Raw genomic sequence first — 23,838 nt, 5'->3', positions numbered from 1 at the left:
AGGCAAGATGGGCGGGAGAGCAGTACATCCGGCGTACGGGAGCCGTTCAGGCCGAGGACGCCGGTGCGATCAAGGTCCGCAACGCGCATGAAATGCTGTTGTGGTGTGATGCGCAGGTGCCCGACCGCCTCCCGTGGGACGGGGAGACAGGCGGCCTGAACAGCAAGGATGGGGAAGCGGAAGATGGACAAGCAGCAGGAGTTCGTGCTCCGGACGCTCGAGGAGCGAGACATCCGGTTCGTACGCCTGTGGTTCACGGACGTGCTGGGCTTCCTGAAGTCCGTCGCCGTGGCCCCGGCCGAGCTCGAGCAGGCGTTCGACGAGGGGATCGGCTTCGACGGCTCCGCGATCGAGGGCTTCGCCCGGGTCTACGAGTCCGACATGATCGCCAAGCCGGACCCGTCCACCTTCCAGATCCTGCCCTGGCGCGCCGAGGCCCCCGGCACCGCCCGCATGTTCTGCGACATCCTCATGCCGGACGGCTCCCCGTCCTTCGCCGACCCGCGCTACGTCCTCAAGCGCGCCCTCGCCCGCGCCTCCGACCTGGGCTTCACCTTCTACACCCACCCGGAGATCGAGTTCTTCCTGCTGAAGGACCGCCCGCTGGACGGCTCCCGCCCGACGCCCGCCGACAACTCCGGCTACTTCGACCACACCCCGCAGAACATCGGCATGGACTTCCGCCGCCAGGCCATCACCATGCTGGAGTCGATGGGCATCTCGGTCGAGTTCTCCCACCACGAGGGCGCCCCCGGCCAGCAGGAGATCGACCTGCGCTACGCCGACGCGCTCTCCACCGCCGACAACATCATGACGTTCCGCCTGGTCATGAAGCAGGTGGCGCTGGAGCAGGGCGTCCAGGCGACCTTCATGCCGAAGCCGTTCTCCGAGCACCCCGGCAGCGGCATGCACACCCACCTCTCGCTCTTCGAGGGCGACCGCAACGCGTTCTACGAGTCCGGTTCCGAGTACCAGCTCTCCAAGGTCGGCCGCTCCTTCATCGCCGGCCTGCTGAAGCACGCCGCCGAGATCGCCGCCGTCACCAACCAGTGGGTCAACTCCTACAAGCGCATCTGGGGCGGCTCCGAGCGCACGGCGGGCGCGGGCGGCGAGGCCCCCTCGTACATCTGCTGGGGCCACAACAACCGCTCGGCCCTGGTCCGCGTCCCGATGTACAAGCCCGGCAAGACCGGCTCCGCCCGCATCGAGGTCCGCTCCCTCGACTCCGGCGCCAACCCCTACCTGGCGTACGCCATGCTCCTCGCCGCCGGCCTCAAGGGCGTCGAGGAGGGCTACGAGCTCCCGCCGGGCGCCGAGGACGACGTCTGGGCGCTCTCCGACGCCGAGCGCCGCGCGATGGGCATCGAGCCCCTCCCGCAGAACCTCGGCGAGGCCCTCGCCCTGATGGAACGCAGCGACCTCGTCGCCGAGACCCTCGGCGAGCACGTCTTCGACTTCTTCCTGCGCAACAAGAAGCAGGAGTGGTACGAGTACCGCTCGGAGGTCACGGCGTTCGAGCTGCGGAAGAACCTGCCGGTGCTGTAAGGGCCGGTCGGGGCGGGTCTTGCGCCCCACCCGCGCATCCCGCCGGAACCGCCGGCCCCCCGTGCTCGTCTTGTGCGCTGACTGTGTACGAAACGGGCAAGTGGGGGACGTTGTGACGCGGAACATGACGAAGGCCGGGCTCATCGCGGTGGCCATGGCGACGGTGCTCGGGGCCTCGGCCTGCGGTGGGGAAGCGGGCGCGGCGGCCTCCGGGGGCGGGGCGCCGTCCGGCTCGGCGGCGGCGTCCGACGCCGGCCTGGCGAAGCTGGCCGCACCGGCCGCGGCGGCGCGCCTCACCCGGAACGTGCCGTGGAACCTGGACATCCTGGACCAGCGGTCGCGGCCGCTGAACGGGAAGCTCACCACCACCGCCACCGGCAAGGGCGTGCACGTCTATGTGATCGACACCGGGATGGACATCGGCCACAAGGAGTTCGGCGGACGGGCCCACCTCGGCGCCGACTTCGTGGGCCCGAAGGACTCCGGAGACTGCTTCAGCGAGGCGGGGACCGGGCACGGCACCTTCGTCGCGGGCATCATCGGCGGCGCGAAGTACGGGGTGGCGCCCAAGGCGGAGCTGGTCCGCGTCCAGGGCGTCCTGTGCGAGAGCGGTGGCGGCGGCTCGGCGGCGGCGGCCGAGGCGGCCCTGGTGAAGTCGGTCAAGTGGGTCACCGCGCACGCGCAGAAGCCTGCGGTCGTGAACATGTCGCTCAACCTCGACCACCGGTCGGCGGCCCTGGAGTCCGCGGTGAAGAAGATGGTCGACGCGGGGATCCCGACGGTGGTGTCGGCCGGCAACTTCCACGACGACGCCTGCAAGCACTCCCCGGCCGGCGTCCCCGGCACGATCGTCGTGGCGGCCTCCACCTCCACCGACCGCGCGTGGAACGACAGCGGCTCCTACGGATCGGGCTACGGACGGTGCGTGGACCTGTACGCCCCCGGACAGAAGGTGACCTCCGCCCTCGCCGGCGGCGGTACGTACACGGAGACCGGCGGCGCGACGTCCTGGGCCGCACCGCACGCGACCGGCGTGATCGCGCTGTACCTGTCGGCCCACCCCCACGCCACGGCCGACCAGGTCCACCGCTGGCTCGACCGCACGGCCACCCGCGGTGTCGTCCGCGGCGTCCGCTCCGACACCCCCAACCGGCTGCTCAACACCGGTGGCATCTGATCCGCGGAGCGCGGGTCACGGGGTCTGCCGGGCCAGCTCCGCCAGGACCTGGTGCAGGGGTTCCGTGGCACGGCGGCGGTACTCCTGGATCGCCCAGCCGTTGCCGTCCGGGTCGGTGAAGTACAGGAAGGTGGCGCCGTCGTCGGGGGTGTAGCGGACCGGCTCGGAGACCTCGAGGCCCCGCTCCAGCAGTTCCGCGCGGGCGGCGTCGACATCGGCCACGCACAGCTGGAGGCCCTGGTAGGAGCCGGGTGCGGGGCGGGGGCCCCGCACCGCCTCCCAGATGCTGTCGCCGAGCGCGATCGAGCAGCCCGAGCCCGGTGGCGTCAGCTGGACGATCCGCATGCCGGGCATGACCTCCTGGTCGATGTCCACATGGAAACCGACCTTGTCGCGGTAGAAGTCGCGGGCCCGGTCGATGTCGCTCACGGGCAGCGGGATCACTTCGAGCGTGTACTGCATCCTGGTCCTCCGGAGCCTCGGTCGAACCGCCACCGCGTCTGGCTGAACGGCTCCCCCTCACCGAAGCCGAAAACCGTCCGCGGCGCCACCGCGAAGACCGGGACGCCACGCTGACCACCGGCGCGGGCCGGGGCGCCCGTCCGGCCGTACCGTCGAGATCCGGAACTCACCGCCCCGCACGCCGACGCTTCCCCGCACCTCTCCGGTTACGCTCAAGTGCGTACGACCTTGATCGCAGTCAGCGCAGTCAGCGCAGTCAGCGCAGTCAGCGGAGTTGAGGAGGCCGGGGATGACGGCGGCGCCGGGGCGCAGGAGCAGCACCTTCACTCGGCTGCTGCGGCACGGGTTCACCGATCCCTCCGCCGCCGAACGGCTGCTGGACGGGCCCGAGCTGTCTCCGGTGCGCAGTGATCCCATCCTGCTGGAGGCGCTGGGCGCGGTCGCCGACCCGGATCTCGCGCTGCGCGGTCTCGTCGGGCTGCTGGAGGCGCAGGCCGATCACACGGCCCGGCGCGGACTGCTCGACACGCTGATAGCGGCCAAGCCGCTGCGGGACCGGCTGCTGGGGGTGCTGGGGGCGTCCGCCGCCCTCGCCGAACATCTGGCCCGGCACCCGCGGGACTGGGAGGCGCTGCTCACCTATGAGCCCCAGGACCTGCACCCCGGGGTGGAGGAGTTCGAGCGGGGCCTCGCGGAGGCGGACGATCCCGTGTCGCTGCGGGTCGCCTACCGGCGCTGTCTGCTGTCGATCGCCGCCCGGGACGTCTGCGGGACGACCGATGTCGCCGAGACCGCCGCCGAACTCGCCGACCTCGCCACCGCCACCCTGCGCGCGGCGCTGCGGATCGCGGGGGCGGCCGCTCCGCAGGACGCCGCGCTGTGCCGGCTCGCCGTCATCGCCATGGGGAAGTGCGGCGGGCACGAGCTGAACTACGTCTCCGACGTCGACGTGATCTTCGTGGGGGAGGCCGTCGAAGGGGCCGACGAGGGCAAGGCCCTGCGGGCCGCCACCAAGCTGGCCTCGCACATGATGCGGATCTGCTCCGAGACCACCGTGGAAGGGTCGATCTGGCCGGTCGACGCCAATCTGCGGCCCGAGGGGCGCAACGGGCCGCTGGTGCGGACGCTCAGCAGCCATCTCGCCTACTACCAGCGGTGGGCCAAGACCTGGGAGTTCCAGGCGCTGCTCAAGGCCCGGCCGGTGGCGGGCGACCTGGACCTGGGCACCGAGTACGTCGCCGCCGTCGAGCCGCTGGTGTGGAAGGCCGCCGAGCGGGAGAACTTCGTCGTCGACGTGCAGAAGATGCGGCGGCGGGTGGTCGAGAACATCCCGGCCGCCGAGGTCGAGCGCGAGCTGAAGCTCGGGCCCGGCGGGCTGCGGGACGTCGAGTTCGCCGTACAGCTGCTCCAGCTGGTGCACGGGCGGTCCGACGCCTCACTGCGCAGCGGGACCACCCTGGACGCCCTTCAGGCGCTGGCCGCGGGCGGGTACGTGGGGCGCGCCGACGCCGTGCAGCTCGACGACGCCTACCGGTTCCTGCGGTCCATGGAGCACCGCATCCAGCTGTACCGGCTGCGGCGGACCCATCTCGTTCCCGAGGACGAGGACGATCAGCGGCGCCTCGGACGCTCGCTCGGCCTGCGGACCGATCCGGTGGTGGAGCTGAACCGGGAGTGGAAGCGGCACGCGGCCGTCGTCCGGCGCCTCCACGAGAAGATCTTCTACCGGCCGCTGCTCGACGCCGTCGCCCAACTCGCCACCGGAGAGGCCCGGTTGAGCCTGGAGGCGGCACGCGAGCGGCTGGTCGCCCTCGGGTACGCGGATCCCGCCGCCGCGCTCAGGCATCTGGAGGCGCTCGCCTCCGGCGTCAGCCGCAAGGCCGCCATCCAGCGCACCCTGCTGCCCGTGCTGCTCGCCTGGTTCGCCGACTCCGCCGACCCGGACGCCGGGCTGCTCAACTTCCGCAAGGTGTCGGACGCGTTGGGCAAGACCCCTTGGTATCTGCGGCTGTTGAGGGACGAGGGGGCCGCCGCCGAGAACCTCGCCCGGGTGCTGTCGGCCGGACGCCTCGCCCCGGATCTGCTGCTGCGGGCCCCGGAGGCGGTCGCCCTGCTCGGTGACGGCGACGGCGACGGGGGCGGGCTCCAGCCGCGCGGGCGGGCCCCGTTGGAGCAGGAGATCCTGGCCACGGTGGGGCGCGCGGAGAACGCCGAGCAGGCGGTCACCGCGGCCCGCGGAGTGCGCCGACGCGAACTGTTCCGTACGGCGGCCGGGGACATCGTCAGTTCCTACGGCACCGAGACCCGGCCCGCCGAGCCCGACCAGGGGGCGCTGGTGGACCGGGTCGGCGCCGCCGTGTCCGATCTGACGGCGGCCACGCTCGCGGGGACACTGCGGGCCGTGGTGCGCGAGGGCTGGGGGGACACCCTGCCCACCCGGTTCGCGGTGATCGGCATGGGACGCTTCGGCGGGCACGAACTGGGCTACGGCTCCGACGCCGACGTGCTGTTCGTGCACGAGCCCAGGGAGGGCACCGACGAGAGGGAGGCCTCCGAGGCCGCGAACCGGGTGGTCGCCGAGATGCGCCGGCTGCTCCAGGTCCCGAGCGCCGATCCCCCGCTGCTGATCGACGCCGATCTGCGGCCCGAGGGGAAGTCCGGGCCGCTGGTGCGGACGCTGAAGTCGTACGAGGCCTACTACCGGCGCTGGTCGCTGGTGTGGGAGTCCCAGGCGCTGCTGCGGGCCGAACCCGTCGCGGGCGACGAGGAGCTGGGGCGGCGGTTCATCGAGCTGGTCGATCCGTTGCGCTACCCGGCGCAGGGGCTCGGGGAGGACGCCGTACGGGAGATCCGGCGGCTGAAGGCCCGGATGGAGTCGGAGCGGCTGCCGCGCGGCGCCGACCCCAAGCTGCACACCAAGCTCGGGCCGGGCGGGCTGTCCGACGTGGAGTGGACCGTGCAGCTGCTCCAGATGCGGCACGGATGGGCGGAGCCGGGGCTGCGGACCACACGGACCCGGGAGGCGCTCGGGGCCGCGTGCGCGGCCGGGCTCATCCCGGCGGAGGACGCGGAGACCCTCGACGAGGCGTGGGTGCTCGCCACCCGGGTGCGCAACGCCGTGATGCTGGTCCGGGGCCGGGCCGGTGACACGTTCCCCTCGGAGAGCCGTGAACTCACCGCTGTGGGGCGCTACCTGGGGTACGGCCCGGGGCGCGTGGGGGAGCTGCTGGACGGCTATCGCCGCACCGCCCGGCGGGCCCGGGCAGTGGTGGAACAGCTGTTCTACGGGGCGTGACGGCGGACGGGGCGGCGGGCGCCGGTGCGGTGCCGCGCCTGCGGGTCAGCGCCACGCCCACCAGGACGACCGTCATGCCGGCGAGGGTGCGGGTGCCGATGCGCTCGTCCAGGACCAGCGCGCCCAGCGCCACGGAGACCACCGGCAGCAGATAGCCGACCGTCGCCGCCGTCGTCGCGCCCTCGTCCGCTATCAGACGGAAGTTGAGGTAGAAGGTCAGGCCCGTGCCCAGGATGCCCAGAGCGGTCACCGCCAGCAGGCCGACCGGGTCCGGGCGGAAGGGGCCGGCCACCGGGAGGGCGAGCGTGGTCCAGGCCGTGGCGGTCAGGAGCTGGGCCGCCGACATGGCCAGCGGAGCCTCCCGTACGGCGAGATGACGGGCCATGTAGGCGAAGGCCACGGCGTAGCTGGCCGCCGCCGCCAGCAGGGCCAGGGCGGGCCGGCTGAACAGTCCCGTGTGCTGCCAGGGGGCGAAGATCAGGACCGTGCCGGCGAAACCGAGGACCAGGCCGGCCAGCCGGATCGGGTGCGCGCCCCGCTCGGTGCCCAGGGCCAGACCGATGAGGAGGGACCAGAGCGGGGTCGTGGCGTTGAGGACCCCCGCCAGTCCCGAGTCGACCCGCTGCTCCCCCAGGGCGAACAGCGCGAAGGGGAGGGCGTTGCAGAACAGGGCGGCCACGGTGAGGTGGAGCCAGGTGGTGCGCTCGCGGGGGAGGCGCTGGCCCGATCGGCCGGCCAGCAGGAGGAGCACGGCCGTGCCCAGCGCACAGCGGATGATCGTGATCTGGGCCGGGGTCAGGCCGTGGGTGAGGGCGAGCTTGATCCAGAGGAAGCCGGAGCCCCAGAACAGGGCCAGGGCCGCCATGCGGAGGGTGGAGGCGAGGGGCATGCCACCACCGTGGCCCGCTTCTTCCGTGAGGACAAGTGAAAGGTTCTGGATGGTTCGTTAAGCTGGGCTGCATGCTTGATGTGCGGCGGATGCAGGTACTGCGGGCGGTGGTGGGGAGCGGGTCCGTGACGGCGGCCGCCGGGGTGCTGGGATACACGCCGTCCGCGGTGAGCCAGCAGATCGCCGCCCTGGAGAAGGAGGCCGGGGCCGAGCTGCTGGAACGGGTGGGGCGCGGGGTGCGGCCCACGGCCGCGGGGCTGCTGCTCACCGAGTACGCCGAGGCCATCGGGCGGCAGGTCGCCGAGGCCGAGACCGCGCTCGCCGATCTGGTGGCGGGGCGGATCGGCCGGCTGTCCGTGCGGTACTTCGCGACCGCGGGGGCGGGGCTCGTGGCACCGGCGGTGGCCCGGCTGCGGGAGCGGCACCCGGGCGTGCGGGTCGATCTGAAGCTGACCACCGACGCCGGGGACGCCCTGGCGGACGTCAGAGAGGGGCGGGCCGATCTCGCCCTGGTGGTGCGCGGGGCGGACCAGCCCCCGGAGAACGGGGTACGGCGTGCGCCGCTGCTCGACGACCCCTACCTCGCCGTACTTCCGCGCGGACACCGGCTCGCCGGGCGGCGCGGGCTGCGGCTGGCGGAACTCGCCGAGGAGGCGTTCGTCGGGAGCGAGTGGCCGGGCCCCTGTCTGGACGCCCAGCTCGACGCGTGCGCGGCGGTGGGGTTCCGGCCGCGGTTCGTCGTCGACAGCGAGGACTACGTGACCGCGCAGGGGTTCGTCGCGGCCGGGCTGGGGGTGAGCCTGGTGCCCCGGCTGGGGCTGGGGAGCCGGCATCCGGGGGTGGTGGTGAAGGAGGTACGGGATCCCGTACCGGTACGCACCATCCACACGCTCGTACGGGACTCCGCGCCACCGCAGGCGGCCCTGGACGCGTTCATCGACGCGCTGCGGGAGGCGGCCCGGCCGTGAGGTGGCTTCGGGCGTGGTTCAGGAGGGCCTCCAGGCCCACCTCGAACGCCCGGTCCGCCCGTCCCTCGGGCACCGCCGCCAGGGCCTCGGCCAGCCGTGGGGTCGGGGTGTCCTCCGTCAGCTCCCACATCGTCTCGGGGGCCGCCAGGTCCAGGGCCGAGCCCAGGACCAGGTTCTCCAGCGCGATGATCAGCGGCATCACGGCCGCCGGGGCGAAGCCCGCGTCCCGCAGCAGGGTCACCGCCCGCTCGTACTGCTCCAGGACCCCCGGCGCGCGCACCGGTGAGGTCATCAGCAGCGGGATCGCCCTCGGGTGCGCGGCGAACGCGGCCCGGTAGGAGCGCGCCCAGGACTCCAGGGCCCGGTCCCAGGGGGTCGCGTCCAGCGTGCCCGGGTCGATCGCGGCCGCCACCCGCTCCCGCAGCAGCTCGACTATGCCGTCGCGGCCGTCCACGTGGTGGTACACCGAACCGGTCTGCGCGCCCAGCCGCTTCGCGATCTGCGGCACGCTGAAGTCGCCCTGCTCGTCGACGAGTTGCAGTGCCGTCGTGGTGATGCGCTCGCGGTCGAGGAGCGGTGTGCGCGGCCGTCCCATGTGCGTGTTCCCCCTGGAGGTCTCGAGACAGGGCTTCCCGGATGCCCAGGAGGAGGCTACATTGCCGAAACCGAAAGCCTTTAGATTTACGGGTCCGGGGCGGAGGACTCCCTTCCGCACGCCCCGGGACGCCGGTCACCCCGCACGCCCGGAACCCTCCCGTCCGACGCGCTCGAAGGGCTCCCCATGTCCGTCACCACCCCCGAGGAGAGAACGCCGTCCACCGCGGCGACCCTCCGCTCCGGCTCGCTCGGCACCGCCGACATCGCCTTCTTCGTCGTCTCCGCCGCCGCCCCGCTCACCGTCATGGCCGGAGTCGCCCCGCTCGCGATCCTGCTCGGCGGCATCGGCGCCCCCGCCGGCTACCTCATCGCCGGCATCACCCTCGCGGTCTTCGCCGTCGGCTTCACCACCATGAGCCGGCACGTGAAGAGCGGCGGCGCCTTCTACGCGTACATCACCCGCGGACTCGGCCGCCCCGTCGGCATCGGCGCCGCCCTGCTCGCGCTCATCGGCTACAACGGCATGGAGATCGGCGTCTACGGCCTCCTCGGCAGTGCCACCCGCGACACCGTGCACGCCCTCTTCGGCACCGACGTGCCCTGGCTGCCGATCGCCCTCGCCGGTCTCCTCGTCATCGGCTACGGCGGCTACCGCTCCGTCGACTTCGGCGCCAAGGTGCTCGGCGTCCTGCTCGTCGCCGAGACCGGGATCCTGCTGCTCCTGGCCGGCGGGGTGCTGGTCAAGGGAGGTGCGCACGGGCTGTCGGGCGCGTCCTTCGCCCCGGACCACGTGCTCGTGTCCGGCACGGCCGTCGTCCTCGCCTTCGCCTTCGCCGCCTTCACCGGGTTCGAGTCCACCGTGATCTACCGGCGCGAGGCCCGCGACCCCGAGCGGACGGTGCCCCGCGCGACCTATGTGGCGGTCGGGTTCCTCGGGCTCTTCTACGCCTTCGTGGCATGGGTCGTCATCCAGGCCTTCGGCGATCAGCAGGTCATCGCGGCCGCCGCCAAGGACCCCGGCGGGCTCTTCTTCTCCGCCATCACGACCTTCGTCGGCGGCTGGGCGGCCGACCTGATGCACGTCTTCATCGTCACCAGCGTCCTCGCCTCCCTCCTCGCCTTCCACAACGCCATCAACCGGTACACCCTCGCCCTCGCCGAGGAGGGCGTGCTGCCGAAGGCACTGGGCCGGATCCACCCCCGCCACCGCTCCCCGTACGTGGCGGGCATCGCGCAGACCGCGCTCGGCGCGGTGGTCGTGACCGGGTTCTGGGCGGCCGGCGCCGACCCGTACGGGCAGCTGCTGCTCTGGGTCAACACGCCGGGCATGATCGGTCTCTTCGTGCTCCAGCTGCTCGCCGCCGTCGCCGTGCCCTGCTACTTCCGGCGGGTGGCGCACCAGGAGGGCGCGCTGCGGACGGTGGTCGCGCCGGTGGTCGCCACCGTGCTGCTCGCCACCGCCATAGGGCTCGTCGTCACCCACATCGACCTGTTCACCGGCGCCTCCGACGCCGTGAACAGCGTGCTCATCGGCCTCGCACCCGCCGTCTTCGTCGTGGGCCTCGGCCTCGCGTGGTGGCTGCGCCGCAAGCGCCCCGAGGTGTACGCCGCCTTCGCCGACGAGCCCGCCGGCCAGTCCACCCACCAGCCCTAGGGAACAGGAGCCCACCCACCATGACCGCCGCCCCCGACCTGATCCTCACCGGCGCCGAGGTCCGCACCCTCGACCCCGCCCGCCCCCACGCCACCGCCGTCGCCGTGCGCGACGGGGTGATCGCCGCGGTCGGCGAGGACAGCGACGTACGCGACTGGCGCGGGCCGCGCACCGAGGTCGTCCCCCTGGCGGGCGCGCACCTCGTGCCCGGACTGGTGGACGCGCACAGCCACCCCGTGTGGGGGCTGGACATGGCCACCGGAGCGGATCTGTCGGGGGTGACCGACCTGGCGGGGCTGCGGGCGGCGCTGGCCGGGGCGGAGCGGACCGACGGGTGGGTGATCGGGTTCGGGCTCGACCACAACGCCTTCGGGGGGCGGCCCGTCGACCGGGCGCTCGTCGAGGACGTACTCGGCGGGGCGCCGGCCTTCCTGCGGCTGTACGACGGCCACTCCGCGCTGGCCAGCGGGGCGGCTCTCGCCCGGGCCGGGGTCACGGGGGCGCGGGAGTTCGGCCAGCGCTCGCAGATCGTGTGCGACGCCGAGGGGCGCCCCACCGGGCATCTCGTCGAGCACGCCGCGATGGAGCTGGTGGCGGAGCACGTGCCCCGGCCGTCGTACGCCGCCCGGCGCGAACGGCTCGTCGACCTGCTCGCCGGGATGGCCGCGACCGGGCTGACCGGGGCGCATGTCATGGACGCGGGGGACGCGGAACTGGTCGAGGCGGTGGCGCGGGAGAGCGTACTGCCGGTGCGGCTGCGGTTCGCCCCGTGGTGCATGCCGGGCGTCGACCGGGCCGGTCTCGACGAGCTGGTCGCCGGGCAGGGGCGGGGCGGGCGGCACTGGACGGTCGACGGGGTCAAGTTCTTCATGGACGGGACCGTCGAGGGCGGCACGGCCTGGCTGGAGCACGCGGACTGCCACGGGCAGGGCACCGAGGCGTTCTGGCCGGACCCCGACGGGTACGCCGCCGCCGTACGGCATCTGCACGCCGCCGGGGTGCGCACCGCCACGCACGCGATCGGGGACGCGGCCGTACGGCATGTCCTCGACGTGGTGGCGGGGCTGGGGGAGGGGGCTCGGGGGCGGCACCGGATCGAGCACATCGAGACCGCGCCGGACGCGCTGCTGCCGCGGTTCGCCGAGCTGGGGGTGGCGGCGTCGATGCAGCCGCCGCACACCGCGTACACCCGGGCGGACGGCTCCGACGAGTGGTCCCGCCGGCTCGGCGCCGGCCGGGCCGGGCACGCCTGGCGCCTGCGGGACCTGCGCGACGCCGGCGCCACGGTGGCCCTCGGCTCGGACTGGCCCATCGCCCCCTACGACGTACGCGCCGTCCTCGCGACGGCCCGCGCACCGCGCGGCGCGGCCTCGTCCCGCGCGGGCCTCACGGGCCTGGAGGCGCTGGAAGGCTGTACGACCCATGCGGCGCGCGCGGCCGGAGAAGCCGGCGTGACGGGCCGCATCGCCGTGGGCCTCCGCGCCGACCTCACAGCCCTCGGCCTGAACCCGGTCACGACCCCACCGGACGAACTCGCCCAGTCCCCGGTCCCCCTGACCGTCACCGGCGGCCATGTGGTGCACCGGGGGTGACCCCGCGGGTGGCGGGGGCCACTTCGGACACCGGGACCACCCCGCGGGTGGCGGGAGCCGGTTCGGCGCCACCGGACACCGCTGCGGTGGCGGTGATGGCCGGGCGGCGCCGCACCGGCCTCCGCCCGACGCCACCGGCCCGGCCCGGCGACGATGCCGCCCAGCACAGCCCCCGGCCCCGCCGCCCGCAGGGCTACGCCTTGGTCGGCAGGAGGGCTCCGCCCCGGCCCCGGGGCGGGACCCGGCGGGGGAGGGAGTAGGGGACGGCGCCGTACCACAGGGCCGCCACCGTGAAGCCGAAGGTGAGGCAGATGATGCCGCCGACCGCGTCCAGCCAGAAGTGGTTGGCGGTGGCGACGATGACGGTCAGGGTCACCACCGGGTAGAGGAGGCCCAGGATCCGCACCCAGGGCAGTCTCGCCAGCGCGAAGATCGTCAGGCCGCACCACAGGGACCAGCCGATGTGCATGGACGGCATCGCGGCGTACTGGTTCGACATGTGCTTGAGGTCGCCGGAGGCCATCGAGCCCCAGGTCCGGTGGACCATGACCGTGTCGACGAAGTGACCGCCGGTCATCAGCCTCGGGGGCGCCAGCGGATAGAAGTAGTAGCCGACCAGGGCGACCGCGGTGGTGGCGAAGAGGACCAGCCGGGTCGCGGCGTAGCGGCCGGGGTGGCTGCGGTAGAGCCAGACCAGGACGGTCAGGGTGATGATGAAGTGCAGCGTCGCGTAGTAGTAGTTCATGCCCACGATCAGCCACGTCACCGAGTTCACGGTGTGGTTGACCGAATGCTCGAAGGCGAGCCCCAGATGGTGCTCCACGCGCCAGATCCAGTCCGCGTTGCGCAGGGCCTCGGAGCGCTGCTCGGGCACCGCGTTGCGGATCAGTGAGTACGTCCAGTAACTCACCGCGATGAGCAGGATCTCGAACCAGAGACGGGGCCGGCGGGGGGAGCGGAACCGGGCGAATCGGCGCTCTCGGTCCCCGGCCGCGACGGACTGTGGAACGGCCTGGTCACGGCCTTCCAACGGCGTCACGGTCGATTCACCCATGGACACAAAGTCTGCCAGAAAAGCCCTCTTGGCCCGATCATCCTCCGGTCGGGTTGCCCCCGCATGTTCTACGGCGGACGAACCCCATCGTCTCCTACCGGCGCACGGGAGGAAACCCCCTTTTCCTCCACCCCGGGGACGATCTAAGGACGATTGCGGTCCCCGGGGGCCGAAGCGGTCGAACCGCGCACCACCAGTTCCGGCATGAACACGAACTCGCTGTGCGGCGCGGGCGTCCCGCCGATCTCCTCCAGCAGCGTGCGCACCGCGGCCTGGCCCATCGCGGGGACCGGCTTGCGGATCGTGGTGAGCGGCGGGTCGGTGAAGGCGATCAGCGGGGAGTCGTCGAAGCCGACCACCGAGATGGCCTGGGGGACCGCGAGACCCCGCTGCCGGGCCGCCCTTATCGCGCCGAGCGCCATCATGTCGCTGGCGCAGACGATCGCCGTGCAGCCCCGGTCGATCAGGGCCGTGGTCGCGGCCTGCCCGCCCTCCAGGGTGTACAGGGAGTGCTGCACCAGCTCCGTCTCGATCTGCTCGGCGCTCAGCCCGAGCTGGTCCTGCATCGTGCGGACGAACCCCTCGATCTTGCGCTGCACGGGCACGAACCGCTTGGGGCCGAGGGCGAGCCCGATCCGGGTGTGGCCGAGGGAGGCGAGATGGGTGACCGCGAGGGTCATCGCCGCCCGGTCGTCGGGGGAGATGAACGGCGCCTGGACCTTCGGGGAGAACCCGTCGACCAGGACGAAGGGGACGCCCTGCGCGCGCAGCTGCTCGTAGCGCTGCATGTCGGCCGTGGTGTCCGCGTGCAGCCCCGAGACGTAGATGATGCCGGCGACCCCGCGGTCCACCAGCATCTCGGTCAGCTCGTCCTCCGTGGAGCCGCCCGGGGTCTGGGTGGCCAGCACGGGGGTGTAGCCCTGGCGGGTCAGCGCCTGCCCGATGACCTGGGCCAGGGCCGGGAATATCGGGTTCTCCAGCTCCGGCGTGATGAGGCCGACGAGGCCCGCGCTGCGCTGACGCAGCCGGACCGGGCGCTCGTAGCCCAGGACGTCCAGTGCGGCGAGCACGGACTGGCGGGTGGTGGCGGCGACGCCAGGCTTGCCGTTGAGGACGCGGCTGACGGTCGCTTCGCTCACCCCCGCCTGCGCAGCGATGTCGGCAAGCCGTGTGGTCACAGACGTGGACTGTACCGGCCAGGTGTCGCCTTGCACACCAATCGGACGCCGCGGCCGACCCGTTGGCCTGCCTCGTCCGGGCTGCTGCGTCATCGCGCTCCCTCGTGGTCCTTCGTGAAAGTTGATGGCAAGAGCTTGCAGAGTCTTGCACAGGCCGTCCCACGTGCTCGACGGGCATGAACAAGCGTCTCACGGTGGTCGCCGTCCGGTCACGCCCGGATAACTTCCCGCTCCTCTTGCACATTTTTTCTGCAAGGACTTTCGCGCCGCTTACATGGCTGTTACGTTCGGCCACGCCCGGCGGCGGCAACGGCGCAGTCGGTCAAGTCGACAGGGACGGTGGACGGGACCGCCCCCTGTAGCTACACGGGCTTTCACCCTCAAGGAGAACTCATGCGGCGTGGCATAGCGGCCACCGCGCTGATGGCGTCCCTCGCCCTCGCGGCGACGGCCTGCGGCGGAGACGACAGCGGCAGCGACAACTCGAGCGGGCCGGTCACCATCACCTGGTGGGACACCTCCAACGCCACCAATGAGGCGCCGACGTACCAGGCCTTGGTCAAGGAGTTCGAGGCCGCCCACAAGGACATCAAGGTCAAGTACGTCAACGTGCCCTTCGACCAGGCGCAGAACAAGTTCGACACCGCCGCCGGTGCCTCCGGCGCCCCGGACATCCTGCGCTCCGAGGTCGGCTGGACCCCCGCCTTCGCCAAGAAGGGCTACTTCCTGCCGCTGGACGGCACCGAGGCCCTCACCGACCAGGCCAAGTTCAAGTCCAACCTGATCGAGCAGGCCAAGTACGACGGCAAGACCTACGGCGTGCCGTTCGTCACCGACACCCTCGCGCTCGTCTACAACAAGGCGCTCTTCGAGAAGGCCGGCATCACCGAGGCCCCCAAGACCTGGGACGACCTCAAGAAGGCCGCCGCCACCGTCAAGGCCAAGACCGGCGTCGACGGCTACTGGGGCTCCACCCAGGCCTACTACGCCCAGACCTTCCTCTACGGCGAGGGCACCGACACCGTCGACGCCGCCGGCAAGAAGATCACGGTGAACTCCGACGCCGCGAAGAAGGCGTACGGCACCTGGCTGAGCCTGTTCGACGGCAAGGGCCTGCACAAGGCCGACACCACCGCCGACGCCTACGCCCACATCCAGGACGCGTTCGTCAACGGCAAGGTCGCCGCGATCATCCAGGGCCCGTGGGAGATCACCAACTTCTACAAGGGCACCGCCTTCAAGGACAAGGCCAACCTGGGCATCGCCACCGTCCCGGCCGGCTCCACCGGCAAGGCGGGCGCCCCGACCGGCGGCCACAACCTCTCGGTCTACGCCGGCTCGGACAAGGCCCACCAGGCCGCCGCGCTGAAGTTCGTCAACTTCATGACGTCCGCCAAGTCCCAGTCGGCCATCGCGCTGAAGAACTCCACCCTGCCGACGCGCGACGACGCCTACACCGCCGAGGTCAAGGCCGACCCGGGCATCGCCGGCTACGGCACGGTCCTCGCCGCCGCCCAGCCGCGCCCCGCGCTGCCGGAGTACAGCTCCCTGTGGGGTCCGCTCGACACCGAACTGCCCAAGATCGCGGGGGGCAAGGAGACCCTGGACAAGGGCCTGAGCACCGCCGAGACCGCCATCGCCAAGCTGGTGCCGGACTTCAGCAAGTGAGCCCCGTGTGGCCGCCGGATCCCCCGCAGTACGGGGGAGGGATCCGGCGGCCACCGGCCTGTGAGCCGTACACCCCCTCGAAGATCCAGCGTGCAGAACCAGAAGGTGTCGAACCATGACAGTCGCCATCGACCGCGCGACCGGCAAGCGCCGCGGTGACCGTGAGCCAGGGCCCGGCCTGGGCGGGCGCCTGAAGCGGGGCTACCACAAGCACTGGTACGCCTACGCCATGATCGCCCCGGTGGCGGTCGTCCTCGGCGTCCTCGTGCTCTACCCCCTGGTGTACGGCCTCTACCTGACCCTCACCGACGCCAACAGCCTCAACACCGTGCGCACGATCGGCGTCAACCACATCGACGCCACCTACAAGTTCATCGGCCTCGACAACTACGCCGACATCCTCTGGGGCCCCACGGCGTACGACCGCTTCTGGTCGCACTTCGTCTGGACGATCGCGTGGACGGCCGTCTGTGTCGCCCTGCACTACACCGTCGGCCTCGGCCTCGCCCTGCTGCTCAACCAGAAGCTGCGCGGCCGCACCCTGTACCGGCTGATCCTGGTCCTGCCCTGGGCGGTGCCCACCTTCGTCACGGTCTTCGGCTGGCGGTTCATGCTCGCCGACGGGGGCATCATCAACTCCGCGCTCGACGCCCTCCACCTGCCCTCGCCCTCCTGGCTGGAGGACACCTTCTGGCAGCGGTTCGCCGCGATCATGGTCAACACCTGGTGCGGTGTGCCGTTCATGATGGTCTCCCTGCTCGGCGGCCTCCAGTCGATCGACGCCTCCCTCTACGAGGCGGCCGAGATGGACGGCGCGAGCGCCTGGCAGCGGTTCCGGTACGTCACCGTCCCCGGCCTCAGGACCGTCAGCTCCACCGTCGTCCTGCTCGGCATCATCTGGACCTTCAACCAGTTCGCCGTGATCTTCCTGCTGTTCGGCAACACCGCCCCCGACGCGCAGATCCTCGTCACCTGGGCCTACTACCTCGGCTTCGGACAGCAGCCGCGTGACTTCGCCCAGTCCGCCGCCTACGGCATCCTGCTGCTGGCGATCCTGATCGTCTTCACCTCCTTCTACCGCCGCTGGCTCAACCGCAACGAGCAGCAGCTCGCGATCTGAGGCAGGAGTTCCCGATGAGTACGAGCACCGCTCCCACCCCCGCCTCGGCCCCGGTGAGCAAGGAGAACCCCGTGAAGGCACCGAAGGCACCGAAGGCACCGCGCCGGGTCCGCCGCCGCGGCGAGACCGGACTCGCCGGCTCCCTCGCCTCCCACGGCGTCCTGACCGTCGCGAGCCTGATCGCGCTGTTCCCGATCCTCTGGCTGGTCTATCTGTCCCTCGGCCCGGACAAGGACGACTACCTGCACCCGGGCGGCATCTGGGACAAGATGACGTTCGCCAACTACACGTTCGTCCTCGAACACACCAAGTTCTTCGACTGGCTGAAGAGCTCGCTCATCGTCACCCTCGGCACCACGGCCATCGGCGTGCTCATCGCCGCCACCACCGGCTACGCCGTCTCCCGGATGCGCTTCCCCGGCTACAAGAAGTTCATGTGGGTGCTGCTGGTGACCCAGATGTTCCCGGTCGCCGTCCTGATGGTGCCGATGTACCAGATCCTCTCGGACCTCAAGCTCATCGACAACTACTTCGGCCTGGTCCTCGTCTACTGCACGACGGTCATCCCGTACAGCGCATGGCTGCTCAAGGGGTACTTCGACACCATCCCCTTCGAGATCGACGAGGCGGGACGCGTCGACGGGCTCACCCCGTTCGGCACCTTCTTCCGGCTGATCCTGCCGCTCGCCAAGCCCGGCCTCGCGGTGGCCGCGTTCTACAACTTCCTCACCGCCTTCAGCGAGGTCGCCTTCGCCTCGACGTTCATGCTCAGCGACGACAAGTACACCCTGGCCGTCGGCCTGCAGTCCTTCGTCAGCGAGCACGACGCCCAGCGCAACCTCATGGCCGCCACCGCGGTGCTGATCGCCCTGCCCGCCGCCGCGTTCTTCTACCTCGTGCAGAAGAACCTGGTGACCGGCCTCACGGCCGGCGGCACCAAGGGCTGACCCCCGAACCCGAGGCGGCCGCGGTGTCCTCCCCCAGAGGGGAGACCTCCAGACCCCGCCGGCACCGCGGCCGCCTCGTCATCCCCCTGCCTCCTCCACCCTGACCCGATGACTCCGTTACGTACCAAGGACGCCATGAGCCAGCAGCACTCCGCAGCCCCGGCCCCCACCCCCACCTCCGCAGCGGCCGTCGCCACCGTCGGCACACGCCGCGACTGGTGGCGGGACGCGGTGATCTACCAGGTGTACCCGCGCAGCTTCGCCGACAGCAACGGCGACGGCATGGGCGACCTGGAAGGCGTACGCTCCCGCCTGACGTACCTGCGCGACCTCGGCGTGGACGCCGTGTGGCTCAGCCCCTTCTACGCCTCCCCGCAGGCCGACGCCGGCTACGACGTCGCCGACTACCGCGCCGTCGACCCGATGTTCGGCAATCTGCTCGACGCCGACGCCCTGATCCGCGACGCCCGCGCGCTGGGCCTGCGCATCATCGTCGACCTGGTCCCCAACCACTCCTCCGACCAGCACGAGTGGTTCAAGCGGGCGGTCGCGGAGGGGCCGGGTTCCCCCCTCCGTGACCGCTACCACTTCCGCCCGGGCAAGGGCGCGGACGGCGAACTCCCGCCCAACGACTGGGAGTCCATCTTCGGCGGCCCCGCCTGGACCCGGGTCACCGAGCCGGACGGCACGCCCGGCGAGTGGTACCTGCACCTGTTCGCGCCCGAGCAGCCGGACTTCAACTGGGAACACCCGGCGGTCGGCGACGAGTTCCGTTCGATCCTGCGCTTCTGGCTGGACATGGGCGTGGACGGCTTCCGCATCGACGTCGCCCACGGTCTGGTGAAGGCGGCCGGTCTCCCCGACCTCGGCTCCCACGACCAGCTCAAACTGCTGGGCAACGATGTCATGCCGTTCTTCGACCAGGACGGCGTCCACGACATCTACCGCCAGTGGCGGCTGATCCTCGACGAGTACTCGGGAGAGAAGAAGGGGCCCGAGGGGCCTTCCGCGGAAGGGCGGTGGCGGGAGACGGGCGGGCGCATCTTCGTCGCCGAGGCCTGGACCCCCACCGTCGAGCGCACCGCGCACTACGTCCGCCCCGACGAGCTCCACCAGGCCTTCAACTTCCAGTACCTGTCGACGGAATGGGACGCGAAGGAACTCCGTACGGTCGTCGACCGCACCCTGGAGGCGATGCGCCCGGTCGGCGCCCCGGCGACCTGGGTGCTGTCCAACCACGACGTGACCCGCCACGCCACCCGCTTCGCCAACCCGCCCGGCCTCGGCACCCAGATCCGCACGGCCGGCGACCGCGAGCTGGGCCTGCGCCGCGCCCGTGCCGCCACCCTCCTGATGCTCGCCCTGCCCGGCTCGGCCTACGTCTACCAGGGCGAGGAACTCGGCCTGCCCGACGTCGTCGACCTCCCCGACGAGGTCCGCCAGGACCCGGCCTACTTCCGCGGCGCCGGCCAGGACGGTTTCCGTGACGGCTGCCGCGTGCCGATCCCGTGGACGCGCGAGGGATCGTCGTACGGCTTCGGCGCGGGCGGCAGCTGGCTGCCCCAGCCCGCGGAGTGGGCGGAACTGAGCGTCGAGGCCCAGCAGGGCGTGGCCGGCTCCACCCTGGAGCTCTACCGCTCCGCCCTGCGCCTGCGCCGCACCCAGCCCGACCTGGGTGCCGGTGACGCGGTGGAGTGGCTGAAGGCCCCGGAGGGCGTTCTCGCCTTCCGCCGCGGCGAGTTCGTGTGCGTGGCGAACACCTCCGCCGAGTCGGTGCGCGTCCCGTCCCACGGCCGCGTCCTCCTCGCCAGCGGCGAGGTCGCCGAGACGGACGGCGAGGTCAAGCTCCCCGCCGACACGACCGTGTGGTGGACCACGGCCTGACGGCCCCCCGCACCGGGCCCGCCGCTCTTGGGGGAGCGGCGGGCCTTCGTCGTTCCCGGCGAAGCGTCAATCCACAAGTTCTTGCGGTTCCTTCACTCCGCCCTCTGCCCTTTCAGGCCACTGCACCCTTAACATCGCGCCACCGCAAGGTTTCTGAAAGATTTCAGCAAGAGCCTTCAACGGAGAAGGAACCCCCACATGGCACGCAGCAGATCCCTTTCGGGCGCCGTGGCCCTGGCCGCCGGTCTGAGCCTCCTCGGCCCCGCCGCCCATGCCACCCCGCCCGGCACCAAGGACGTCACCGCCGTCCTGTTCGAGTGGAACTTCGCCTCGGTGGCGAAGGAGTGCACGAACACCCTCGGTCCGGCCGGCTACGGATACGTCCAGGTCTCCCCGCCCGCCGAGCACATACAGGGCTCGCAGTGGTGGACGTCGTACCAGCCGGTCAGCTACCGGATCGCCGGCCGCCTCGGTGACCGCACCGCGTTCCAGAACATGGTCAACACCTGTCACGCGGCGGGCGTGAAGGTCGTCGTCGACACCGTCGTCAACCACATGTCGGCCGGCAGCGGCACCGGCACCGGCGGCTCCTCGTACACGAAGTACGACTACCCGGGTCTGTACTCCTCCTACGACTTCGACGACTGCACCTCCCCGGTGACCAACTACCAGGACCGCTGGAACGTCCAGCACTGCGAGCTCGTGAACCTCGCCGACCTGGACACGGGTGAGGAGTACGTCCGCAAGACCGTCGCCGGCTACCTGAACGACCTCCTCACCCTCGGCGTCGACGGCTTCCGCATCGACGCGGCCAAGCACATCGACACCGCCGACCTGGCGAACATCAAGTCCCGGCTGACGAACCCGAACGCGTACTGGAAGCAGGAGGTCATCTACGGCTCCGGCGAGGCCGTCCAGCCCACCGAGTACACCGGCAACGGGGATGTGCAGGAGTTCCGTTACGCCTACGACCTCAAGCGGGTCTTCCACAACGAGAACCTCGCCTACCTGAAGAACTACGGTGAGGGCTGGGGGTATCTGAGCAGCTCCGTCGCGGGTGTCTTCGTCGACAACCACGACACCGAGCGCAACGGCTCCACCCTCAACTACAAGGACGGTGCCACCTACACCCTCGCCAACGTCTTCATGCTGGCGTACCCGTACGGCGCCCCGGACATCAACTCCGGCTACGAGTGGTCCGACACGGACGCCGGCCCGCCCAACGGCGGCACGGTCAACGCCTGCTGGCAGGACGGCTGGAAGTGCCAGCACGCCTGGCCGGAGATCGTCCGCATGGTCGCCTTCCGCAACGCCACCCGCGGCGAGGCCGTCGGCAACTGGTGGGACAACGGCGGCGACGCCATCGCGTTCGGCCGGGGCTCCAAGGGCTATGTCGCGATCAACCACGAAAGCGGCTCCCTCACCCGCACCTACCAGACGTCCCTCCCCGTCGGCACGTACTGCAACGTGCAGAGCAACACGACGGTGACGGTGAACTCCAGCGGGCAGTTCACCGCCACCCTGGGCGCCAACACGGCGCTCGCCGTCTACGCCGGCAAGTCGAGCTGCTGAGCCGGGCTCACTGCTTCCAGGTGTCGTTCGTCGAGTATCCGGACGAACTGCCCGTCGTGTACGAGCGGTTCGTCCCGGACTCCCAGGTGACGTTCCCGGAGCCGTCCTTCTTGATGAACTTGTACTCGAAGGCCGTGCTCTTCGGGACGATCACGGTCCTGCTCCACGTCGGGTAGGACGCCGAGGACAGCGGGATCGCGTCGCTCGGGTTCCAGGAGCCGAGGGAGGCCACGGAGCCGACGACGAAGACGTTGGTGCCCCAGGTCGTCGTCGCGTTGACGTTGAAGGTGACGTCGGTGGCGCTCGCGTCCGCCACGTTCCAGGAGTTGTTCAGCGAGATCGCCGAAGTCGTCGTCGTGGCCGAACGGTTGGCGTTCGACTCCCAGGTGACGTTCCCGGACGAGTCCTTCTTGATGTACTTGAAGGTGAACGACGTGTTGATCGGCACGCTCACCTCCCCCGACCAGACCGGGTAGCCGGAGGACGACAGGGCGATGGCCTTCGAGGTGTCCCAGGAGCCCAGGGCCGCGACGGAGCCCACCACGTACACGTTGGTGCCGGTCGTCGTCGGGGCGTACTCGTGGAAGGTGGCGCTCACCGTCGATGTCGAGCCGCCGTCGCCCCCCGGGTCCTCGCAGCCGACCGTGCAGGTGTAGGAGCCGTCGTAGAAGGCGATCGCGCCCTTGGCCGGGACGGTGAGGGAGGCGCTGCCGCCCGCGACGGTGACCGTGCTCGCGCCGCCGTCGATCACGTTCCTGTACGTGCCGTCGGCCATGCCGGTCGTGAAGGTGTAAGTGGCACTGCTGGAGCCGTTGTTGAGGGCGAAGAAGCCCGCACCGCCGCGGCCGAAGCCGATGACGCTCGACGACTTGGTCTGCCAGTTCGACACGGCGGCCGTGCCGGTCGCGTTGTGCCAGGCGACCATGCCGACGACCGCGGTGTCCCGGTCGAGGCAGTACCAGGAGCCGTTCGAGCAGTCGGTGTCGGTGACGAAACCGGCGGAGTTCGGCGGGGCCTGGTCGCTCTGTGTCCACTCCCAGCTCGCGTACACGGTCGGCGTGGACCACTTGTAGGCGAGCTGGAAGAGGTTGGCGAGCCGGTAGCTGTCGCCGTCCTTGTAGCTCATGTGCAGACCGTTGCGCTCGGTGTCGTGGTTGGTCACGAAGGACACCGAGTTCGCGGCCGGCAGGATGCCGGAGGAGGACAGCGACTCCAGGTCGCCGACATTGCCCTGGAACGCCGACTTCAGCTTGCTCGCGTAGGTGAAGTCCAGGACGTCACCGGAGGCGTAGTAGTCGGCCGGCTGCGGGGTCGAGCCCGGGTAGATCTCCTGGAAGACGTACGGCGTCGCCCCCGAGGCCGTGGTGGTCAGCTTGGCCTCGATCGCCGCGAGGTCGGCCTCGGGGATGTGCTTGGCCGCGTCCACCCGGAAGCCGTCCACCCCGAGCGCGAGCTGCTTGTTGAGGAAGGCCGCGATGCCGGAGCGGACGCTGTCGTTCTCCGTCTCCAGGTCGGGCAGGCCGAGCAGTTCGCAGTTCTGCACCTCGGAGAGGTTCGACCAGTCGTCGATGATCAGGTCGGAGTCGTTGCAGTCGTCCGACTGGTGGTAGTCGCCCGGGTCCCAGTCCGGGGTGTCGTACTTGTTGGTGACGGTCGTGCCGTTGTAGCCGGTGCCGGTCTGGGCGGCCGTGTGGTTGATCACCGCGTCCGTGTAGACCTTCACACCGGCGTCATGGCAGGCGGTCACCATCGAGGCGAACTTCGCCGCCGTACCGAAGCGGCTGTTCAGGTTGTAGGAGTACGGCTGGTAGACGTCCCACCAGTAGGACGAGGACTGCTTGAGGGACTCGGCGGGCGGGGCGACCTGGACCGCGCCGTACCCGGCCGGGCCGAGGACGTCCGTGCACTCGGCGGCGATGGAGTCCCAGTTCCATTCCCACAGGTTGGCGATGACATCGCCCTTCGCGGTGGTGTCCGCGTGGGCGGTGGTGGCGGGCAGCGCGACGGCGCCGGCCAGGGCGAGGGTGGCGGCGGCCGCGGCGGTGGCGGCGCGCCGGAGGACACCCGGGGGGTGGTGTCTGGTGGTCATGTGCGGCTCCGGAAAGGGGGTTCGAGTTTCAACAACCCGTGAGCGTGCGGCAGTTGAGGAGGCGCGTCAAGGCTTCGGTGAAAGTTCTTGCTGCGAATTGCAAGACTCTTGCTGTAAACCTTTCGTTAGCGATACGGTCGCGCGGGG

At 71.1% G+C, this 23,838-nt stretch carries 16 protein-coding genes and 1 pseudogene; 11 read left to right on the top strand and 6 right to left on the bottom strand.

Annotated features, from left to right (window positions below):
* Nucleotides 1-183 precede the first annotated feature (183 nt).
* On the top strand, nucleotides 184-1,545 hold the full coding sequence (gene glnA / locus AQJ64_RS06980; protein WP_055634019.1) for a type I glutamate--ammonia ligase: 1,362 nt from the start codon (nucleotides 184-186) through the stop codon (nucleotides 1,543-1,545).
* Nucleotides 1,546-1,669: 124 nt separating this feature from the next.
* Entirely contained in the window at nucleotides 1,670-2,722 is a 1,053-nt protein-coding gene (locus tag AQJ64_RS06975) for a S8 family peptidase (protein ID WP_240512613.1), read from the top strand.
* Nucleotides 2,723-2,737: 15 nt separating this feature from the next.
* Here the strand turns inward: AQJ64_RS06975 and AQJ64_RS06970 are convergent, their stop codons facing one another.
* Nucleotides 2,738-3,184 carry a VOC family protein gene (locus AQJ64_RS06970; RefSeq protein WP_055634017.1) on the bottom strand — a complete coding sequence of 149 codons (447 nt, stop codon included), beginning with the start codon at nucleotides 3,182-3,184 and terminating at the stop codon, nucleotides 2,738-2,740.
* 289 nt (nucleotides 3,185-3,473) lie between these two features.
* Here AQJ64_RS06970 and AQJ64_RS06965 point away from each other — a divergent pair, with 289 nt between their 5' ends.
* Nucleotides 3,474-6,479 (top strand): bifunctional [glutamine synthetase] adenylyltransferase/[glutamine synthetase]-adenylyl-L-tyrosine phosphorylase, encoded by a 3,006-nt coding sequence (locus tag AQJ64_RS06965; RefSeq protein ID WP_055634016.1) that lies wholly within the window; start codon nucleotides 3,474-3,476, stop codon nucleotides 6,477-6,479.
* A gap of 13 nt (nucleotides 6,480-6,492) precedes the next feature.
* Here AQJ64_RS06965 and AQJ64_RS45370 read toward each other — a convergent pair.
* Nucleotides 6,493-7,368 (bottom strand): annotated as a pseudogene (locus AQJ64_RS45370) (DMT family transporter); the annotation flags it as partial.
* Nucleotides 7,369-7,439: 71 nt separating this feature from the next.
* Between AQJ64_RS45370 and AQJ64_RS06960 the strand changes: the two are divergent.
* Nucleotides 7,440-8,336, top strand: coding sequence for a LysR family transcriptional regulator (locus tag AQJ64_RS06960; RefSeq protein WP_055634015.1), 897 nt, complete (start codon nucleotides 7,440-7,442; stop codon nucleotides 8,334-8,336).
* Here the strand turns inward: AQJ64_RS06960 and AQJ64_RS06955 are convergent.
* Nucleotides 8,302-8,931 carry a TetR/AcrR family transcriptional regulator gene (locus AQJ64_RS06955; protein ID WP_055634014.1) on the bottom strand — a complete coding sequence of 210 codons (630 nt, stop codon included), beginning with the start codon at nucleotides 8,929-8,931 and terminating at the stop codon, nucleotides 8,302-8,304. The genes AQJ64_RS06960 and AQJ64_RS06955 overlap by 35 nt on opposite strands.
* Before the next feature lie 186 nt (nucleotides 8,932-9,117).
* On the opposite strand from AQJ64_RS06955, the gene AQJ64_RS06950 reads away from it, so the two are divergent.
* The gene (locus tag AQJ64_RS06950; RefSeq protein ID WP_059202486.1) at nucleotides 9,118-10,587 is read left to right on the top strand and encodes an APC family permease; all 1,470 of its coding nucleotides are present in this window, start codon (nucleotides 9,118-9,120) and stop codon (nucleotides 10,585-10,587) included.
* Nucleotides 10,588-10,607: 20 nt separating this feature from the next.
* Nucleotides 10,608-12,179 carry an amidohydrolase gene (locus AQJ64_RS06945; RefSeq protein ID WP_059202485.1) on the top strand — a complete coding sequence of 524 codons (1,572 nt, stop codon included), beginning with the start codon at nucleotides 10,608-10,610 and terminating at the stop codon, nucleotides 12,177-12,179.
* A 193-nt stretch (nucleotides 12,180-12,372) separates the two neighbouring features.
* On the opposite strand, the gene AQJ64_RS06940 is transcribed toward AQJ64_RS06945, so the two are convergent.
* A complete protein-coding gene (locus AQJ64_RS06940; protein WP_059202527.1) occupies nucleotides 12,373-13,233 on the bottom strand; it encodes a phosphatase PAP2 family protein in 861 nt (286 codons plus the stop codon).
* 143 nt (nucleotides 13,234-13,376) lie between these two features.
* The gene (locus AQJ64_RS06935) at nucleotides 13,377-14,411 is read right to left on the bottom strand and encodes a LacI family DNA-binding transcriptional regulator (RefSeq protein WP_055633160.1); all 1,035 of its coding nucleotides are present in this window, start codon (nucleotides 14,409-14,411) and stop codon (nucleotides 13,377-13,379) included.
* Nucleotides 14,412-14,804: 393 nt separating this feature from the next.
* Here AQJ64_RS06935 and AQJ64_RS06930 point away from each other — a divergent pair, with 393 nt between their 5' ends.
* The 5 genes from AQJ64_RS06930 (at nucleotide 14,805) to AQJ64_RS06910 (ending at nucleotide 21,602) form a co-directional block, all read left to right on the top strand.
* Nucleotides 14,805-16,079, top strand: a complete 1,275-nt coding sequence (locus tag AQJ64_RS06930; RefSeq protein ID WP_055633161.1) for an extracellular solute-binding protein — start codon at nucleotides 14,805-14,807, stop codon at nucleotides 16,077-16,079.
* Nucleotides 16,080-16,194: 115 nt separating this feature from the next.
* The gene (locus AQJ64_RS06925) at nucleotides 16,195-17,199 is read left to right on the top strand and encodes a carbohydrate ABC transporter permease (protein WP_055633162.1); all 1,005 of its coding nucleotides are present in this window, start codon (nucleotides 16,195-16,197) and stop codon (nucleotides 17,197-17,199) included.
* A 14-nt stretch (nucleotides 17,200-17,213) separates the two neighbouring features.
* Nucleotides 17,214-18,146, top strand: coding sequence for a sugar ABC transporter permease (locus tag AQJ64_RS06920; RefSeq protein ID WP_055633163.1), 933 nt, complete (start codon nucleotides 17,214-17,216; stop codon nucleotides 18,144-18,146).
* Between the two features lie 135 nt (nucleotides 18,147-18,281).
* Entirely contained in the window at nucleotides 18,282-20,030 is a 1,749-nt protein-coding gene (locus tag AQJ64_RS06915) for a glycoside hydrolase family 13 protein (protein ID WP_055633164.1), read from the top strand.
* Nucleotides 20,031-20,228: 198 nt separating this feature from the next.
* The gene (locus AQJ64_RS06910) at nucleotides 20,229-21,602 is read left to right on the top strand and encodes an alpha-amylase (protein ID WP_055633165.1); all 1,374 of its coding nucleotides are present in this window, start codon (nucleotides 20,229-20,231) and stop codon (nucleotides 21,600-21,602) included.
* Between the two features lie 7 nt (nucleotides 21,603-21,609).
* On the opposite strand, the gene AQJ64_RS06905 is transcribed toward AQJ64_RS06910, so the two are convergent.
* The gene (locus tag AQJ64_RS06905) at nucleotides 21,610-23,691 is read right to left on the bottom strand and encodes a carbohydrate-binding module family 20 domain-containing protein (protein WP_055633166.1); all 2,082 of its coding nucleotides are present in this window, start codon (nucleotides 23,689-23,691) and stop codon (nucleotides 21,610-21,612) included.
* Nucleotides 23,692-23,838 lie beyond the last annotated feature (147 nt).

This window comes from Streptomyces griseoruber, assembly GCF_001514205.1.
GTDB lineage: Bacteria > Actinomycetota > Actinomycetes > Streptomycetales > Streptomycetaceae > Streptomyces > Streptomyces griseoruber.
This window is presented reverse-complemented; position numbering and strand designations above follow the sequence as displayed.